Origin of the sequence: Aeromonas sobria, assembly GCF_000820145.1 — a bacterium.
Classification (GTDB): Bacteria; Pseudomonadota; Gammaproteobacteria; order Enterobacterales; family Aeromonadaceae; genus Aeromonas; species Aeromonas sobria.
On the sequence record NZ_CDBW01000039.1, the window covers coordinates 61674 to 77157 of the forward strand.

Annotated in this window: 17 protein-coding genes and 1 pseudogene; 8 read left to right on the forward strand and 10 right to left on the reverse strand. The window is 62.0% G+C overall.

Annotated elements, in window-relative coordinates:
* Positions 1 to 25: 25 nt before the first annotated feature.
* Positions 26 to 745 carry an SDR family NAD(P)-dependent oxidoreductase gene (locus BN1135_RS17120; RefSeq protein WP_042023103.1) on the forward strand — a complete coding sequence of 240 codons (720 nt, stop codon included), beginning with the start codon at positions 26 to 28 and terminating at the stop codon, positions 743 to 745.
* On the opposite strand, the gene BN1135_RS17125 is transcribed toward BN1135_RS17120, so the two are convergent.
* Together BN1135_RS17125 and BN1135_RS17130 are read right to left on the reverse strand one after the other, a co-directional pair.
* A complete protein-coding gene (locus BN1135_RS17125; protein WP_042023105.1) occupies positions 732 to 2810 on the reverse strand; it encodes a tRNA(Met) cytidine acetyltransferase TmcA in 2079 nt (692 codons plus the stop codon). The two genes, BN1135_RS17120 and BN1135_RS17125, sit on opposite strands and share 14 nt — an antisense overlap.
* Positions 2807 to 3118 (reverse strand): HlyU family transcriptional regulator, encoded by a 312-nt coding sequence (locus BN1135_RS17130; protein ID WP_042023108.1) that lies wholly within the window; start codon positions 3116 to 3118, stop codon positions 2807 to 2809. Before BN1135_RS17130 ends, BN1135_RS17125 begins: the two co-directional genes overlap by 4 nt.
* A 137-nt stretch (positions 3119 to 3255) precedes the next feature.
* Here BN1135_RS17130 and BN1135_RS17135 point away from each other — a divergent pair, with 137 nt between their 5' ends.
* From BN1135_RS17135 to BN1135_RS17145, 3 genes are all read left to right on the forward strand, one after another.
* Complete coding sequence (locus BN1135_RS17135) at positions 3256 to 3462, forward strand: bacterioferritin-associated ferredoxin (protein ID WP_005335965.1); 207 nt, start codon at positions 3256 to 3258, stop codon at positions 3460 to 3462.
* Positions 3463 to 3607: 145 nt separating this feature from the next.
* Positions 3608 to 4084, forward strand: a complete 477-nt coding sequence (bfr, locus tag BN1135_RS17140) for a bacterioferritin (RefSeq protein WP_042023110.1) — start codon at positions 3608 to 3610, stop codon at positions 4082 to 4084.
* A gap of 185 nt (positions 4085 to 4269) precedes the next feature.
* Complete coding sequence (locus BN1135_RS17145) at positions 4270 to 4728, forward strand: methylglyoxal synthase (RefSeq protein ID WP_042023112.1); 459 nt, start codon at positions 4270 to 4272, stop codon at positions 4726 to 4728.
* 88 nt (positions 4729 to 4816) lie between these two features.
* On the opposite strand, the gene BN1135_RS17150 is transcribed toward BN1135_RS17145, so the two are convergent.
* A complete protein-coding gene (locus BN1135_RS17150; RefSeq protein ID WP_042023116.1) occupies positions 4817 to 5968 on the reverse strand; it encodes an iron-containing alcohol dehydrogenase in 1152 nt (383 codons plus the stop codon).
* Positions 5969 to 6213: 245 nt separating this feature from the next.
* On the opposite strand from BN1135_RS17150, the gene BN1135_RS17155 reads away from it, so the two are divergent.
* The gene (locus BN1135_RS17155; protein ID WP_042023117.1) at positions 6214 to 6792 is read left to right on the forward strand and encodes a hypothetical protein; all 579 of its coding nucleotides are present in this window, start codon (positions 6214 to 6216) and stop codon (positions 6790 to 6792) included.
* Between the two features lie 199 nt (positions 6793 to 6991).
* Here BN1135_RS17155 and BN1135_RS17160 read toward each other — a convergent pair whose 3' ends face one another.
* A complete protein-coding gene (locus BN1135_RS17160; protein WP_042023118.1) occupies positions 6992 to 7414 on the reverse strand; it encodes a hypothetical protein in 423 nt (140 codons plus the stop codon).
* 229 nt (positions 7415 to 7643) lie between these two features.
* On the opposite strand from BN1135_RS17160, the pseudogene BN1135_RS22230 reads away from it, so the two are divergent.
* A pseudogene (locus BN1135_RS22230) lies at positions 7644 to 7821 on the forward strand (C69 family dipeptidase); the annotation flags it as partial.
* An 87-nt stretch (positions 7822 to 7908) separates the two neighbouring features.
* On the opposite strand, the gene BN1135_RS17170 reads toward BN1135_RS22230, so the two are convergent.
* From BN1135_RS17170 to BN1135_RS17180, 3 genes are read right to left on the reverse strand one after another with little or no spacing between them, the layout of a single operon-like run.
* The gene (locus BN1135_RS17170; RefSeq protein ID WP_042023160.1) at positions 7909 to 8655 is read right to left on the reverse strand and encodes an SDR family oxidoreductase; all 747 of its coding nucleotides are present in this window, start codon (positions 8653 to 8655) and stop codon (positions 7909 to 7911) included.
* A 56-nt stretch (positions 8656 to 8711) separates the two neighbouring features.
* Complete coding sequence (locus tag BN1135_RS17175; RefSeq protein ID WP_005363187.1) at positions 8712 to 8957, reverse strand: DUF3624 domain-containing protein; 246 nt, start codon at positions 8955 to 8957, stop codon at positions 8712 to 8714.
* A 31-nt stretch (positions 8958 to 8988) separates the two neighbouring features.
* Entirely contained in the window at positions 8989 to 9498 is a 510-nt protein-coding gene (locus BN1135_RS17180; RefSeq protein ID WP_042023121.1) for a GNAT family N-acetyltransferase, read from the reverse strand.
* A 186-nt stretch (positions 9499 to 9684) separates the two neighbouring features.
* On the opposite strand from BN1135_RS17180, the gene BN1135_RS17185 reads away from it, so the two are divergent.
* Positions 9685 to 11124 (forward strand): RimK family protein, encoded by a 1440-nt coding sequence (locus BN1135_RS17185; protein ID WP_042023124.1) that lies wholly within the window; start codon positions 9685 to 9687, stop codon positions 11122 to 11124.
* Between the two features lie 83 nt (positions 11125 to 11207).
* Here the strand turns inward: BN1135_RS17185 and BN1135_RS17190 are convergent, their stop codons facing one another.
* On the reverse strand, positions 11208 to 12824 hold the full coding sequence (locus tag BN1135_RS17190) for an alpha-amylase family protein (RefSeq protein ID WP_042023125.1): 1617 nt from the start codon (positions 12822 to 12824) through the stop codon (positions 11208 to 11210).
* A gap of 109 nt (positions 12825 to 12933) precedes the next feature.
* Positions 12934 to 14901, reverse strand: coding sequence for a TonB-dependent copper receptor (locus BN1135_RS17195; protein ID WP_042023126.1), 1968 nt, complete (start codon positions 14899 to 14901; stop codon positions 12934 to 12936).
* Here BN1135_RS17195 and BN1135_RS22235 point away from each other — a divergent pair.
* Complete coding sequence (locus BN1135_RS22235) at positions 14890 to 15150, forward strand: hypothetical protein (RefSeq protein WP_139245232.1); 261 nt, start codon at positions 14890 to 14892, stop codon at positions 15148 to 15150. The genes BN1135_RS17195 and BN1135_RS22235 overlap by 12 nt on opposite strands.
* Here the strand turns inward: BN1135_RS22235 and BN1135_RS17200 are convergent.
* Complete coding sequence (locus tag BN1135_RS17200) at positions 15147 to 15404, reverse strand: DUF2442 domain-containing protein (RefSeq protein ID WP_042023128.1); 258 nt, start codon at positions 15402 to 15404, stop codon at positions 15147 to 15149. The two genes, BN1135_RS22235 and BN1135_RS17200, sit on opposite strands and share 4 nt — an antisense overlap.
* Positions 15405 to 15484: the final 80 nt, after the last annotated feature.

Here is a 15484-nt window from a genome sequence, read left to right on the forward strand (position 1 = left end):
ACCTCAGTCGAAACAGGAGCAGAATATGGCGCAAAGCGTGGTTGTGATTGGAGCTGGGGGTGGCATAGGTCAAGCTCTGGTGACGCAATGGCTGGCCACAGGAGCCAACAAGGTCATTGGCATCAGTCGTCAGCAAGCCCCCGTCGGGTTTGCTGATCCCCGCCTGCATTGGCTCTCTTGTGACTACAGTGACCAGCAGATTAGCCACTGCGTCACTCAAATTGTCGCCCTGGCCCCCAACTTGCGTCATCTGGTGATCTGCAACGGCCTCCTGCATCAGGGAGAGATCCAGCCAGAGAAGCGGCTCGAAGCACTCAATCTCGATGCCATGACCCAGCTCTACCAGACCAACGCCTTGCTACCGCTGCGCTGGATCAGTCAGTTGTTACCGCTGTTTGGCCGCGAGCCCTGCACCCTGGCCGTTCTCAGTGCCCGGGTCGGCAGCATTGGCGACAACCGCGCTGGCGGCTGGTATGGCTATCGCGCATCCAAGGCCGCCCTCAACATGCTGCTCAAGTCTGCCGCCATCGAGTTGGCTCGGCGGGCCCCCGGGGTCAAATTGCTGGCCTTCCATCCCGGCACCACGGATACCCCGCTCTCCCGCCCGTTTCACGCCAATGTACCGGCGGGAAACGTGCAGAGTCCCGAGCAGGTAGCCAACCATCTGGTTAACCTGATGAACCGGCTGCAACCGGATGGCGCACTGAGCTTTCTCGACTGGCAGGGCAAACCTATCGAGTGGTAGGGGAACTCAACAGACGCGCCAGCAGCGCCCGCAATCCCTTGATCACGGCGGGCTTGCCCGCCAGCTGCAACCTCGCGGCCAAGACTCCCCAGTCTGCGTATTGCCAGATGGTGGCGATCAGCATTTGGCGCTCGTCAGGGGTGAGCGAAGCCAGCACAGCCAGATGACGCGCCAGCCACAACTGCAAGCTGAATTGGCACAATTCGAAGGGCTTGTGATGCAGGGCAAAACATTCAATCTCATCGCGCTCAAACTCGCCAAGCTCCGGCGCGGTGACGATAGAACCTTGCAGGCATTGCCATACCAACTCTGGATCCAACGCGTTCAACTCGCCCGCCAGCAGGGTCGGCAGCTGGCGTGCGAATCTCTGCTGCCACTGGGCCAGTTCGGGCTCATGCTCGGGTTTCAGCGCCTTTAGCAGCAAGGCAGCGTGGCAGCCGCTGGCGGCATCCCGCTGCAAACCGATGCGCAGCACCGTCAGCCCGGCCTTGCGCCAGAAGGGGAGCAGATCGGCGCTGGCTGAAAAAGCAGAGCCGAGGTAGTCGATGCCCGCCTGACGATAATGCTCCTCAAGTTTGCCAAGCAGCTGCGAACCCAACCCGTGGCGATGCAGCTCGGGATGGATGGCGATACGCATCACCCGGGCATAACTGCGCGCCCCCGCCGTTTTGAAACCGGCGTGGGCCAGCAGCGACTGGGGCAGCAGATGGCCGCGCGGGCGGCGGCGCCCGGCCCAGATCGCCTCGGCAAGTTCAGGATCTATCTCCCCTTCCCGTGCCACCAGCGCCACCCCCAGCAAGCTCGCATCCTGCTCCAGCAGATGGATGTCGAGATCCGGGCTCTCCAGCAGGGATCTGAGATCGCTCGGCGTGGTCTGGTAGTGGGCCAGCACCAACAAGCCGAACAGCTGATTGAGCAGTGACTCGTCGCTCGCCAGCGCCTCCTGACTGACCAGACGCCAGCGTGGGCTGGTCGGTGGCAAGGGCGCAGCCACTTCGGCATTGAGGCCGAGCAGACGGAAGATCAGCGGCTCCAGCGGATCGCTTTCACTCCAGCGGATCGGTTCACCCAAGTGGATCTCCTGCCAATCTGGCGTCTGACTATCCAGTACCCGCTTGAAGCGCAGGTGAAAACCGCGCCCCGTCCCCTCGTAACCGTGCTCGGTGGTGGCAAACACGATGCGGCTGTGGCGAGCCAGCATGGCTTCAAGCAGCGGGGTCGGAATGGCAGCCGCTTCATCCACCAGCAGCAGGTCAGGTTGCAATGCTTCGTGCACCAGCCGATCTGGCGAGCAGTAGCTCAGTCCCGCCAGCTGTTCCGGCTTGTGTTCCAGCGTGCTATCGAGCCCGCGAGCGGCGTGGGCAAACAGGGTTGCCACCGTCGCCTGCGAGGGGGCCGTCACCACTATGTTCAGCTCGGGCTGCTGACGCAGCAGCTCGGCGGCAGCCAGCCCCAGCAGCGCACTCTTGCCACGGCCGCGGTCGGCGCTCAGCACCAGCGGGCGGCGGCGATGGCCGTGCAACACCTTGTGGATGGCGGGCAGCGCCCGGGCCTGATCGCAGCTCAATGCGCGCTCGGACCCGATGGGCTGCCACGGCTGCGGGCAAACCGGCGGAGCCAGGGAAAGGGCAGGATCCCCCGCCAGCAGCTGCACCAACCGGGCGATAAAGCCGTGACCGGCACGGCTCGCCTCCTCCGGCTGGGCCACCAGTCTGATCCGGTCGGGATCCGGCCATGCGGGCCAGATCTCTCTGGGCGGCGTCAGCAATAGCAGCAAGCCACCGGCGCGTAAGGTACCAGCCAACGCACCGAAGGCGTCGGGGTGAAAACCGCTGAACGCATTGAAGACGAGCGTGTCGCACTCCTGACCGAGCCGCTGCAGCGCCTTGGCGGCAGGCTGCGGGGCATAGCACTCGGGACCTGCGCCCAGCCAGAAGATGCGCTCACCGAGCAGGGATTGGGCGCGGGCAATACAGTCAGCCTCCTCCCCCTCCAGCCAGATCAGGCGCCGTTCACCGGCGCGGGCCAGCGCCTCGCGCAGCCGGGTGACCTCTTGTGGAATCATGACGCAGCGCGGTCAACCGGTTTGCGGGGTTCGAACATGCGATCACCCATCTGATCGATAAAGGTGTGGGCCTTCTGCACCATGAAACGCTCGGCATCGGCCGGGTTGGCAAACAGATCGGAACGGATAAAGCGGTGAGTCTGCAGCACCCCATCCAGCTCTTTGGTGATGCGGCCCGCCAGCCGGTATTGGCCCCCTTCCGCCATCGGCTCGGGATAGATGAGATAGCCAGCATAGTCGGTGGGGGTGACTTCCGGCGCCTTGGCCGGCTCGCCGCCGAACAGGGCGCTGAACAGTTTCTTGAGCATGGTGATCTCCTCTGGTTGCCAGCATTGTCCCCAAGGGGTTGCACAGTGGCAAGCAAGGGATCTTATTACTAATGGTTATTTGCATCACGAACCATTCTTATTTAGATTTCACTCAACTCCAGCATGAGGTAAATCCTATGTACGTCTGTTTGTGCCGCGGCATCACAGATACCCAGATCCGCAAAGCGGTGCAGTCAGGTAAAAGCGAATTCCGCCAGCTCAAGCAGTCGCTCGAGGTGGGCGCCCAATGTGGCAAATGCGTGCGCATGACCATGGAGATCATTGCCGCCGAACTCGACAAGATGGAGCAGGAGCAACCCGTGCTCTACTACGAAGTGGCCTGATCCGGACCGCTCCTGTTCTGACTCTGCCCACCAACAGGGTCACCCTTCCTCTCGGGCGAGTGGGCTCGCCAGACCTATTGTTGTCACTTTTCTCGACTAAGCTCTAACGATCGAAGCCTCAGGCACGAACCAAGGAGCAGAGCCGATGAAAGGAGATCCCAAGATCATTGCCCACCTCAACAAAGTGCTGGCCAATGAGCTGATTGCCATCAACCAATACTTCCTGCACGCCCGCATCTACGATGACTGGGGCCTCAAGGCGCTCGGGCACAAGGAGTATCACGAGTCCATCGATGAGATGAAACACGCCGACGAGCTGGTCAAGCGGGTGCTGTTTCTCGAAGGGCTGCCCAACTTGCAGGATCTCGGCAAGCTGCGCATCGGCGAATCCGTGGAGGAGATGCTGCGCTGCGATCTGTTGCTGGAGATGGATGCCATCCCCGACCTGAAAGTCGCTATCGCCTACGCCGAATCGGTGCAGGACTACATCAGCCGTGACCTGTTTCAGAAGATTCTGGAGGATGAGGAGGAGCATGTGGACTGGCTGGAAACCCAGCTCGACCTTATCGATCGCATCGGGTTGGAGAACTACCTGCAGGCGCAACTGCACCACGGCTCCTGAGCCAACAGGCTAACAAACAAAGAGACCCGCCAGCGCGGGTCTCTTCATTTGGGGCGCCATATTTGGACCACGATAGCCCGAAAACTTTTCGACAAGATCACAGTTAATGCGCCCGACACAGCATCTGTCATGGCTTTCGATTAGGATACGGCTCTCTGCCAATAACAATGCTACGGACGATTTCCATGGAACAGATTGCACGCGAGATGGCGGCCCACAAGCGGGTGGCGCTGGTGGCTCACGACAACATGAAGACCCCGCTGCTGAACTGGGTGATGCGCCGCAAGGAGGAGCTCAAGCTCCACCATCTCTATGCGACCGGCACCACCGGCACCATGCTCGGCAAGAAGGCACAGCTGCCCATCACCTGCCTCTTCTCCGGCCCCATGGGGGGCGATCAGCAGCTCGGCGCCCTGATTGCCGAAGGGAAGATCGACGTGCTGATCTTCTTCTGGGACCCCCTCAATGCGGTGCCCCACGACCCGGATGTGAAGGCGCTGCTGCGGCTGGCGGCGGTGTGGAATATCCCGGTTGCCACCAATGAAGCGACCGCCGACTTCATCATGGACAGCCCCCACATGCAGCAGGCGTTCAGCGTGCAGATCCCGGATTACGCCGGTTATCTCAAGGCGCGTACCGAGTGATCCGCTGACCCCTCATGCAAAATGGCCGCAACAAGCGGCCCTCTTTATTGGGGAAATGAATCACTCGTGGAAACCAATCGACACCGGCTTATAGCGCCCGGGCGAGAATGCGCGCCACCCGATCCGGGTCGATATCCTGATGTTCCCCGATCGCGGTACGCCCCACCCGCTTGAGGTTGGAGCAGACAGCCGGAATGCAGCTTTCGCTAAGGCCATAGTCAGAGAGCCGGGTGCCCAATCCCATCTTCTGGAAGAACTGCTCGGTACGGATGATCGCCTCTTCAATGCGCAGGGCCTTGTCCTCGCGGGTCGAATGCCACACCCGCTCGGCAAACTGGGCCAGCTTGTCCTGCTTCTGGCTCGCCCGCTCACGGAGCAGTGAGGGGAGCACCACCGCCAGACTCTGGCCGTGATCCAGCCCGTAGAGCGCCGTCAGCTGATGACCGATTGCGTGAGCGGCCCAATCCTGCGGCACCCCGCAACCGATAAGGCCGTTGAGCGCCAGACTGGCGGCCCACATCAGATTGGCCCGCACCTGATAGTTGGCAGGCTCCGCCAGCGCTCTGGGGCCGTTTTCCACCAGCACCTGCAGCAAGCCTTCCGCCAGCCGGTCCTGCACATCGCCCCCCACCGGGAAGGTGAGGTACTGCTCGGTGATATGGATGAAGGCATCCACCACCCCGTTGCCGGTCTGACGGGGTGGCAGGCTGTAGGTGGTCGCCGGATCGAGCACCGCAAATTGCGGCTGCACCAGCGGGCTTCTGAAGGAGATCTTCACATCTCCCCGGCTCACCACAGAGGTGGGGTTGTTCTCAGATCCGGTGGCGGGCAGGGTCAGCACGCAGCCCATCGGCAGCGCCTGGTGCACGCTCGCCTGTTTGCCGCAGATATCCCAAGGATCGCTCCCCTCATAGCAGGCCGCCGCCGCGACAAACTTGGTGCCATCCACCACCGAACCGCCGCCGACCGCCAGCAGGAAGTCGATACGCTCGCGCTTCACCAGCGCCACCGCCTCCATCAACAGCTCGTATCTGGGGTTGGCGCCGATGCCGGAGAACTCCTGCCACGTCACCCCTGCCAGCGCCCGGGTCAGCTGCTCATAAACGCCGTTCTGCTTGATGCTGCCACCGCCATAGAGCACCAGCAGGCGACTGCCGGGCGGGATGAGCTCAGGCAGGCTGGCGATCTGCCCCTCACCAAAACAGATGCGGGTCGGGTTGGCATATTGGAAGTTGTACACGGCGGGATCCTCGACTTGAACAGAGCGGGGACATTGTGCGCCTGCGATCACGTCAGGTCAAAAACGGGAGCTGGTTATCAGAATGGAGATTGCCGGGCGTTGCAGAGGCATTTTCAGGTATGGCTCTGCTATGGTCTGTCAGGAGGGCGGGTAGCACCTAGGTGATCAGACTCCCCATCACTTTCCCATCCTGCTACCCCCGTCAGTTTTCATCCAATCCCTCGTCATACAGGAAGGTCTGAAATATGAAACTGAAGCATGCATGGATTGCTGGTCTGTTTACCCTCTCGACCACTCTGGTACAAGCCGCCGAGGTCATCGCAGGAGTCGACGTCGCTCCTGGGCAAGCCAGCCTGGCGCAAGAGCTCACGGCGAGTGCCACCGTGACCGCCATCGACCTGGAGACCCGCCAGGTCAGTCTGAAAAACGCAGAGGGTGAAACCTTCGATATCGTCGCTGGCGAGCAGGTTGCCAACCTGCCGAACGTCAAGGTCGGGGACAAGGTCATGCTCAAGTATCTGCAGATACTCGATGTAGAGCTGCTGAAAGGCACCGCAGGCATCAGAAAACGGATCGTGGAAGTGGATGGCGAACGGGCCGGGGCAGATGAGAAACCGGGTGGCGGTGTCGGCATGAAGGTGACCATCTATGCCGATGTCATCGGACTGAACAAACAACAGCAGACGGTCACCGTCAGAGGGGTGGATGAGACCCTGACCATCAAGATCAACAACCCGGAGCAGTTTAACCTGATTGCAGAGGGCGACCAGCTCAAGGCGGTTCAGACCAAAGCCATCGGGATCGGCATCGTCGCTAGCGAATAGTCCCGACCGGGCTGCTCAAACTGCCATGCAAGCGTAATGACGCCCGACTCGCGGCCACATGCGCGGCCACCATATCAAGCGGGAGGCAATATTGTCTCCCGCCTTCCTTACCCAGACCGTTCACTCCCCGAGCCACCATTCAGGGCAAGATCTTGCCTCTTCGCCCCGGCTTGCCGGCCAATCCGGCACATCGCTACCCCTACTTCTTGCCGGTCAGGCGATCCATCGCCTCTTTGAGCATCTTCTCTCGCTGCTCGTTGAGCGGCTTGTTCTGCTCCGCCCGCTCTTCGGCGGTCAGCTGCTTGTTGTCGGCGATCGTCTTGAGCTTGTCCTCTATCTCGTTGAACTGCTTGCGATCGAAGCCCAGCGCCTTGTCCACCAGCTGCTGCATCACGCCCCCTTTGTCGGAGCTCATATCCAGCGCTGGCGGCAGCTTATTGTTCTTGGCCAGATGTTCGTAGGTCAGCACCTGCTGGGCCTGACCGGTCATGCGCTGGGTGGAGAGGCTGACCATCTCCTCCCAACCACCACCCTGGCCGCCACCGGCACTGTTGAGGGTGGCGAGGGCACGGTTGTTGGACGAGCTCTGGGCAAGCTGCTGGCTGTAGGGTTTGATATCCATGGGGGCTCCAATTCGCTGCGCATCTGTGGCAATACGCACTGGCTGATCCGGTCACATGGGGCGTCAGGCCCCACCATTATCAATTAAACCAGCAAGTTACAGGCCAACTTGTCAGATGGTGCGGGATCTCGCGCTCTGGCAGCTCTCACCGGATATGCAACGCAAACAGGCGTCAGAATCATGACTCATCTGCTGCCGGCTCACGCTGTTTGGGCACATTTCGCCGCCTGCTGGCGCCAGCGACAAGAGCACTGCGCTCGGGCTGGCCGCCGATTACTCCTACGGCCAGCTGGAGCAGACCTATCAGATGGCCAAAGCGCTGCGCTACAAGCTGATGACAGATCTGACCAAGAGCAGCGAGCAGAAGTATTCGGAAGGAGGAGTTCAAGAAGATCATGAGCCTGTAACCAGCTCGGTTGATAGAACAGCATGAACAGAGGCACCCCGGGGTGCCTCTGTTCATTTCATCAAGCTGGCTTCATCAAAATCTGCAATCAGCGGCGGCTGATAGTGAGCGGGCCGAAGGTCTGGGCCACCGGCATGATCTCGATGCTGTTGATGTTAACGTGGGCTGGCTGCTGGCTGATCCAGAGCACGGTATTGGCGATATCGTCCGGCTGGATCGCCTCCACCCCCTGATAAACAGTGGCCGCCTTGGCGTCGTCACCGTGGAAGCGCACGTTGGAGAACTCGGTGCCGCCGCACAGGCCCGGCTCCACGTTGGTAACGCGAATGGCTGTGCCCGCCAGATCGGCGCGCAGGTTGAGGCTGAACTGCTTCACGAACGCCTTGGTGGCGCCGTAGACGTTGCCGCCCGGATAGGGATAGGTGCCGGCGATGGAGCCGATGTTGACGACGTGACCACGATTGCGCACCACCATGCCCGGCAGCAGCAGGCGGGTAAGCAGGGTCAGACCGCTGATGTTGGTGGCGATCATCTGCTCCCAATCCTCGAGATCCGCCTTGTGGGCAGGCTCCAGCCCCAGCGCCAGACCGGCGTTGTTGACCAGCAAATCCACCTCGCTCCAGGCGGCTGGCAGACCGGCGATGGCGGCACGAGTGGCGGCCTTGTCCTGCACGTCGAACACCAGCGGCAGGAACTGCTCGCCCAGCTCGTCAGCCAGCGCGGCCAGCCGCTCGGCGCGGCGACCGGTGCCGATCACCTTGTAGCCCGCCTGCACCAGCTGGCGGCTGATGGCTTCACCAAAACCGGACGAGGCGCCCGTTACCATTGCAATCATCTGAACCTCCATATCTACACCGATATTGTTATTTATCTGTTTGAATCTATTCAGATTCATTCATCGCTCAATTCACGTCCGGTCGCCTTGCGCCAGACAAATACCACCAGATGGAGCAGCAACAGGCCCGAGCCACCCAGCGCGAACAGCAGGCCGGTGAGGGCGTTGACCGAAGTGTCGGCGCCACACCACCACCAGACCAGCCAACCGATCAGGCCGATGACGAAAGTCTGGCCAGCGCAGACCGGGCAGCGCCCCAGTTTGGCCCTGATGGCGGTGGCAAGGCAGTTGTCGCAGCTCATCCTGCACCTCGATTCTGCTCGTTCAACATAACTAGCGCGCCTGCGAGAGCCGCTTGCGAGCCTGCCGCCGCAGCAGGATCTCCTCATCACTCACCAGCGGCAACACCAACCGGTGGGCATGCTGGTCGCGGCCATAGTAATTCGCCAGCCGCTGCTGGGGACGAAATCCCAACCCCTGATAGAGTGCCAGCGCCTCTTCATTGGCATCCCCCACTTCGAGGCGAACCGCCCCCCAACCGGCAGCCTTGCCCTCACGGATCACCTGCTCCAGCAGGCGACGAGCCCAACCCAGACGGCGCACCGTCCAACGGATCGCCAGCGCCTGAATGACCAGTCGATCCCAGCCTCTGTGTTCCAGCAGGCAGAGGTAACCCATCAACAGATTTTTTTCATCCAGCAGCAGCAGGGTACGTCCCTTGGCGTGGGTCAGCAGATAGTGCCAGCGGCTGCGGCCAAAGGCGACTTCAGGGGGAAAGCAGTAGCGTTCCAAATTAACGATGGCGCCCAGATCATCGGTTCGGGCCGCTCGTACGGTCAACACAGGGAGTCCTTGTTCGGTTATTTATCTTCAGCACCAAAAATGCGACTTGTATCACAAGTGACCAAAGCAGAATATGAGGCACTGTAACCTCTTGTTTCCCCTCGCGCCATTGTCGTGCTTGTCGGTGCATCGAAGCCCACTGGGGATCCTGCCTGTTCAGGCAGTCTGATCTGTGGAGCCGAAAATATGAGTACCTACGTCATCGTCGAAGAGCTGGGCGACTGGCCTTGCCATGCCGATTATCTGCTGACCGCCCGCACCTACCTGCAACATGGGGTACCGACCACCGGCGGCCGACCCCGCATCATCAACCTCTGCCGCAATCTGGAGCACCTGAGCGCGGGCTACTACTGCTCGCTATTGGCCCAGGCTCGTGGCCATCACTGCCTGCCGGGTCTGCAAGCCATCAGCCGACTGCAACCCCAGCAGCCACCGGCCAAGCTATGGCGCAAGGCGCAGGGGTGGCTGGCCCAGCAGAGCGAGGATCGGATCAGGGTGCGCGCCATCTTCGGCCAGTGTGAACAGAGCGAGCTGGCGGGGCTGGCCCGCTACTACTACGGCCTGAGCCAGCTGCCGCTGCAGGAGCTGACCCTGAAACGCGGCCGTCACGGCTGGTCGGTGCGCCAGCAGCAGAGCCTGTCACCGCTGGAGCTGAGCCAAAGCGAACAGGCACTGATGCAGCACCATGCTCAGGCACTGGTGGGCACCGGTGACGAGGAGCAGGCGGCGCCGCTCTACCAGCTTGCCATTCTGGTAGACCCCGATGATGGTCGCGCTAGCAGCGATGGCTTGGCGCTGGAGCGGTTTATCCGGGCTGCCGCCGCCCAGGGGATCCGGGCCGAGATCCTGCCCCCCTCCGCCATCGAGCGGCTGCCGGAGTTTGACACCCTCTGGCTACGTGCCGAAACCGCGGTCGGCCACTACACCTTCGAGTTTGCCCGCCGCGCCGAACAGCTGAAGATGCCGGTGATCGACAGCTCCCGCGCCATCCTCGCCTGTAGCAACAAACTCTATCTCTACGAGCTGATGGTACGCAGCGGCGTGCCCATGCCGCCGACCATGGTGGTGACCCGTCGCGGCCGCCACCATGTCGATGAACTGGTGCAGCGACTCGGCCTGCCGCTGATGGTGAAAGTGCCCGATGGCGCGCAGGGGCGCGATCTCGCCCTGGCCAGTGACGAGCAGCAGCTGGCCCGGCTGCTGGACGAGGGGCTCAGCCGATCCGCCCTGCTGCTGGTGCAGAGCCGGATCCCCGCCGAGTTTGACTGGCGCATCGGCTTTCTCGACGGCTCGCCGCTGTTTGCCTGTCGCCGCTACCGGCCCGAGCCCGGCAACCGCATCCGCCGCCGCAAGCACCCGCTAGACATGAGCCGCATCGAAGCGCTGCCGCTGAACGAGGTGCCGGAGCGAGTGCTGCAAACAGCACGTCGCGCCGTCCACCAACTCGGCAATGGCCTCTACGGGCTGGACTTGCGCCAGCAGGGCCGTGACTGCGTGCTGCTGGAGATCGTCGACAATCCCTGGATCCGCGGTGATATCGAAGACAAGGAGGCGCAGGATCTCTACGAACGGCTGGCCCGCGCCTTCCGCCAGCGGCTGGAGAATCGGGGTCAGACAACTGCATAACCCGCCATGACCTTGTCGTCCACAATGACAGAGAGGGCCCCGCGATGGGGCCCTCTCTCGTATCACTGCTTGTTGCCGCTGACTTATTGCAGACGCAGGAAACGCCCGCTCAAGGGGGGAAGCTCCACCGTCACGCTGCTGCCGCCGATGGCCAGACTCTCGCCGCTTTGCAGATCCACCAGCGCACTGCCGCTGCGCAACTTGCCCGCTGGCAGGTTGTAGCTGAGCGCCGTGGTGGAGAGGTTGAGCAGGTAGACAACTTGCTCCCCCGCCGTCTGCTTGATGTCGCCATAGAGGCTGCCGTCGGCCACCAGCTTGACTCGCTCCCCCTGATAGAGGGCGGGGTGGGCAGCACGCAGGGCCAGCAGCTGGCTGAGCCACTGCTTGAGTTCTGCCTGTTCGCCGCCCGGCACAAAGCCGGTGACAGCGGGCACCTTGCCGTCACTGCGAGCCACGTGATCGTCGCACAGCCCCTGTGCCACACAGTCGCCGCCGACCTTGGCGGCAAAGCCCGGCACCTCGTCGCCAAACTCCTCGCCATAGTAGAGGGTGATGGGGCCGGAGCGGGCAGCGAGGAAGCTGAAGGCCGCCTTGTGGCGCTGCCAGTACTCCGCCGGATTGAAGTGGCCGCGCTCCAGCAGATCGCCAAAACGCACCAGATCGTGGTTGCCCAGCATCAGGTTGGGCATGGCGTGATTCGGGTAGTTCTCCACCTTGTTCCAGCTGGCATCGAGCATGCTGGCTCCCTGTCCGCCCTTGCCGGACTCCTCCACCGCCAGCGCCTGTACGATGCCGTAGCGCAGCGGGAAGTCGAACGCCGAGGCGAGCGCCGGGTTGTCGCTGCTGCCGTAAGCCTCTGCGCGAATATCGTCAGCCCCCTTCCACACTTCCCCCACCATGTAGCCGAGGGTGCCCCACTGCTGACCGGCGGCCTTGCGCGTCGCACTGGCCCGTTCCACTTCGCTGCGAATACCACGCCACTCGTCCAGATTGAGCTGATAGGCCTGATCGAGGCGCCAGCCGTCGATGCCATACTGCTCGACCCAGTAACGGGCCACCTCTTTGAAGTAGGCGAGGCTCTCCGGCTTGCTGTAATCCACCAGCTGACCGGGATAATCGGCACCGCCGCCGGTGAGAGCGGGCAGACGCCCCTCTGGCGAGGGCTTGCTCACCCCCACCTTGTTGACGTGGCCAAACACACCGTCGAGGAAAACGTAGAGGCCACGCTGGTGGGCCGCATCCACCAGCTGCTTGAGCTTGGCATTGCTGCCGAAGTTGGGGTCCACGGTGAAAAAGTCGCAGGCGAAGTAGCCGGTGGCATCGAGCTTGTTGTCGCCGCCTTGCCCCGCACAGGAGTCGAACACCGGGGTGAGCCAGATGGCGTTGAGGTTGAGACTCTTGATATGGTCGAGGCTGTCGATGATCCCCTGCAGATCGCCATTGTGGCGGGAGGGGCCATAGCCGACGCCGTAGTTGGCGCTGCCGTCACCATCGACAAAGGATTCCACCATCACCTGATAGATGCGCAGGTTGCAGGCGGGCTGATCATCGCCATAGCAGGCACGGTTGCTGACCAGATCGGTACGGTTGGGAGCCGGTGGGATGACTTCACCACCGGAAGAACTGCTGCTGCCACCGCAGGCAGCCAGTAACAGGGCGGCCCCGAGCAGGCCGCCATAGCGCAACGTTCCCTGTTTCATTGTTATGTTCCCGCTGTGAGCACAAGTGTCTGAATGCACCTGCTTTTCGCCATGATAGCGAGCGCTCGCAGAGGGGTCTGTGACTGAAAACGTTACCCGCTCATCTTGCTCAGAGCACGCCGTCGGAAGCGAAGCGGTAGTTGACCGAGAGCCAGTATGAGCGACCCGGCTCGGGGATACGGCCACTCTGCTCATAGCCAAGGCCCGCCTGACTGCTGTGTACCGACTTGGAGAGGTGCTCGTAGTAGAAGGTGTCGAACAGGTTGTCCACCCCGGCCGAGAGCTGCCACCCCTTGGCAAACTGCCAGGCGCCGCTCAGGTTCAGGGTGAAGAAGCCCGGGGTCTCCCCCTGATCCTGACCGGCCACCGTGCCGGAACCGACGTCCACCCGCTCCTGCGCCGCCACGGCGCGCCCCAGCAGGGTGAAGCTCAGCGCCTCGTCCGGCTGCCAGCCCAACGCCAGCTTGCCATCGAGCGGCGGCATCTGGGCCAGCGGCTTGTTGTCGCTTCGGTTTTCCCCATACACCACCGCCAGACCGCCATCGAGACGCCACTGCTCGGCAAACTGCCAACGCCCCTCCAGCTCGCCGCCCCGGGTCTGGGCATCGATGTTGCGCACCTTGTTCGACTTGCTGTTGTAGAGCAGGAATTCCTTGATGTCGGCGCTAAAGAGGGAGAGGGTCAGATCCAGCTCGCGGCTGCGCAGGGCCAAACCAGCATCCCACTGACGGCTGCGCTCCGGGTTGAGGGTGAACGGGGTGCTGTCCTTGCTGCGCTCCCAGTAGTCCGGCGCCCGCTCAGCCTGCCCCCACGCCAGATAGCTGGACCAGCGGGGCGACCACTGATACTCGTAGCGGCCAAACCCGCTGTTCAGGTTCAGGGTATCGCTGTAGAGGGTCTGTTCACCGGCGCCATAGCGGGTGGTCTCTACCCGATCCTGCCGGTAACCGCCCTTGTAGCTGTGGCCCCCCTGCTGACGACCCAGCTCGGCGAAGCCGCCCTGCTGCTCGAAACGCAGAGTGCGCTGGCGATCCTTGGTGGCATAGTCGACCCCACTCCGACTACGGTGCTGATCCCGGTTGCTGTCGAATCCGGCGGTCAGCAGCCAGTCGGCTGGTAAGGCGATGTCGTTGGCCCAGCGCCCGCCGGTGTTGAGGCGATCCGGGTTGGAGAGCATCTTCATGCCGCTGTTTTGCCGCAGGCTGAAGTTGTCCATGATGTGGTCGATGTAGTTGTCCCACAGGGTCAGCTCGCTGCGCTGCCAGTGAGTGGTGATCTGCTCCTGCTTGAGCTTCAGCCCGAAGGATTCGCGGTCAAACATGGGGCCATCCATGGTGCGATCCGCATAGGCGGCGCGGGCATTGCTGCGCTCGGCGGTGAGTTCCAGCCAGGTGTGTTCCCCCGGCGTCCAGCCCAGCTGGGCGGTGCCGTTTTCGCGACGATAGAAAGAGCGCACCTCGTTACCGTGACCATCGCGGTAATCATCGCTGTCGGAGTGGGTGAACTGACCGCGCAGATAGCCGTCGGTCGAGCCCGCCGTCATATCCACCATCTGGTCATCGCGGCCAAAGCTGCCGTAGAGGGCAGAGGCATCGGCCTTGAGACCCGGCGCGGTGAACTCGGGTCTGTCCCGCTCGAACAGCACGGTGCCCGCCAGCGTGGCCCCCTGCTCGAGGGATTGCGGCCCTTTCAGCACCCGGATCCGGTCAAAGGATTGGGGGAACACATAGGCCGTGGGCGGGTCCATCCGGCCGCCACAGCCACCAGCCAGCATGCCGCCATCCATCTGCACGTTGAGGCGGGACATCCCCATCCCCCGCAGCACGGGATCGCCACCCAGCCCCCCTTTGCGCACCATGCTCATGCCGGTGACATTCTTCAGATAACCGGCGCCGTCGGCCGCCGGCATGGGTGAGCCGGGCTTCTTGGGATCCAGCGTCACTTCAAGTGTGCTGGCCGGGCGGGTTGCCACCACCACCATGGGATCCAGCTGTTGAACCTGTTCCTGACCGGCAGCGCCGTGACAGGCGAGTCCGCCAACCAGCAGGGCAAGGGGTGTGCGCATATGACAAGCCATACATTTTCCTTATGTATTTGTTTGTTTTGTTTTTTTCATTCAACCAATCAAACCTTTCAGCTGGGGAAAGGTTTGCCATCAGGCCGCAAAAAAGGCCTGCGGCACGAAAGCGGCAAGCCTCTGTCAGGTAAATTGAAGGCAGGTTGGCAAAATGTTGCGCAGGTTTTACCCAAGTTGATTCAGAAAGGCAAACGGGCAAACATTCCAGCAACAGGAATCTGGCGTTTGCTCACAAAAAGTGGGGATTAACTGAAGGCTTCCCGTTCATCGATGGGGGAGATCAGGTGATAAATCTCGTGGGCTGACAAGGTACAGCCGACGGGCCACTCCAATTGGTGGTGACGGTTGATGAAGACCCGGGCGCACTGGCGCTCACTCTCCAGTTTTGCAAACAGCGCCTGACCACGCCAGGGGTTCAGATCCAGCACCCCTGTGATACCGTCCGATAACACCACAAACAGACGCCATCCCTGCACATACTCCACATCGATAAAGACCGGCATCCTCTCGGCTCCGATTGGGATAATTCGCGATAATTATAAACACCCGCAGCCCTATCCATACACGCCACGGCTCACATTTC

What these genes read in the sequence shown, in the direction of transcription:
- BN1135_RS17135 (WP_005335965.1), top strand. Translation starts at nt 3,256, where the DNA reads ATGTACGTCTGTTTGTGCCGCGGCATCACAGATACCCAGATCCGCAAA.
- BN1135_RS17190 (WP_042023125.1), bottom strand. Translation starts at nt 12,824, where the DNA reads ATGAAACAGGGAACGTTGCGCTATGGCGGCCTGCTCGGGGCCGCCCTG.
- BN1135_RS17145 (WP_042023112.1), top strand. Translation starts at nt 4,270, where the DNA reads ATGGAACAGATTGCACGCGAGATGGCGGCCCACAAGCGGGTGGCGCTG.
- BN1135_RS17200 (WP_042023128.1), bottom strand. Translation starts at nt 15,404, where the DNA reads ATGCCGGTCTTTATCGATGTGGAGTATGTGCAGGGATGGCGTCTGTTT.
- BN1135_RS17125 (WP_042023105.1), bottom strand. Translation starts at nt 2,810, where the DNA reads ATGATTCCACAAGAGGTCACCCGGCTGCGCGAGGCGCTGGCCCGCGCC.
- BN1135_RS17130 (WP_042023108.1), bottom strand. Translation starts at nt 3,118, where the DNA reads ATGCTCAAGAAACTGTTCAGCGCCCTGTTCGGCGGCGAGCCGGCCAAG.
- BN1135_RS17160 (WP_042023118.1), bottom strand. Translation starts at nt 7,414, where the DNA reads ATGGATATCAAACCCTACAGCCAGCAGCTTGCCCAGAGCTCGTCCAAC.
- BN1135_RS22235 (WP_139245232.1), top strand. Translation starts at nt 14,890, where the DNA reads ATGACAAGCCATACATTTTCCTTATGTATTTGTTTGTTTTGTTTTTTT.
- bfr (WP_042023110.1), top strand. Translation starts at nt 3,608, where the DNA reads ATGAAAGGAGATCCCAAGATCATTGCCCACCTCAACAAAGTGCTGGCC.
- BN1135_RS17155 (WP_042023117.1), top strand. Translation starts at nt 6,214, where the DNA reads ATGAAACTGAAGCATGCATGGATTGCTGGTCTGTTTACCCTCTCGACC.
- BN1135_RS17195 (WP_042023126.1), bottom strand. Translation starts at nt 14,901, where the DNA reads ATGGCTTGTCATATGCGCACACCCCTTGCCCTGCTGGTTGGCGGACTC.
- BN1135_RS17185 (WP_042023124.1), top strand. Translation starts at nt 9,685, where the DNA reads ATGAGTACCTACGTCATCGTCGAAGAGCTGGGCGACTGGCCTTGCCAT.
- BN1135_RS17120 (WP_042023103.1), top strand. Translation starts at nt 26, where the DNA reads ATGGCGCAAAGCGTGGTTGTGATTGGAGCTGGGGGTGGCATAGGTCAA.
- BN1135_RS17170 (WP_042023160.1), bottom strand. Translation starts at nt 8,655, where the DNA reads ATGATTGCAATGGTAACGGGCGCCTCGTCCGGTTTTGGTGAAGCCATC.
- BN1135_RS17175 (WP_005363187.1), bottom strand. Translation starts at nt 8,957, where the DNA reads ATGAGCTGCGACAACTGCCTTGCCACCGCCATCAGGGCCAAACTGGGG.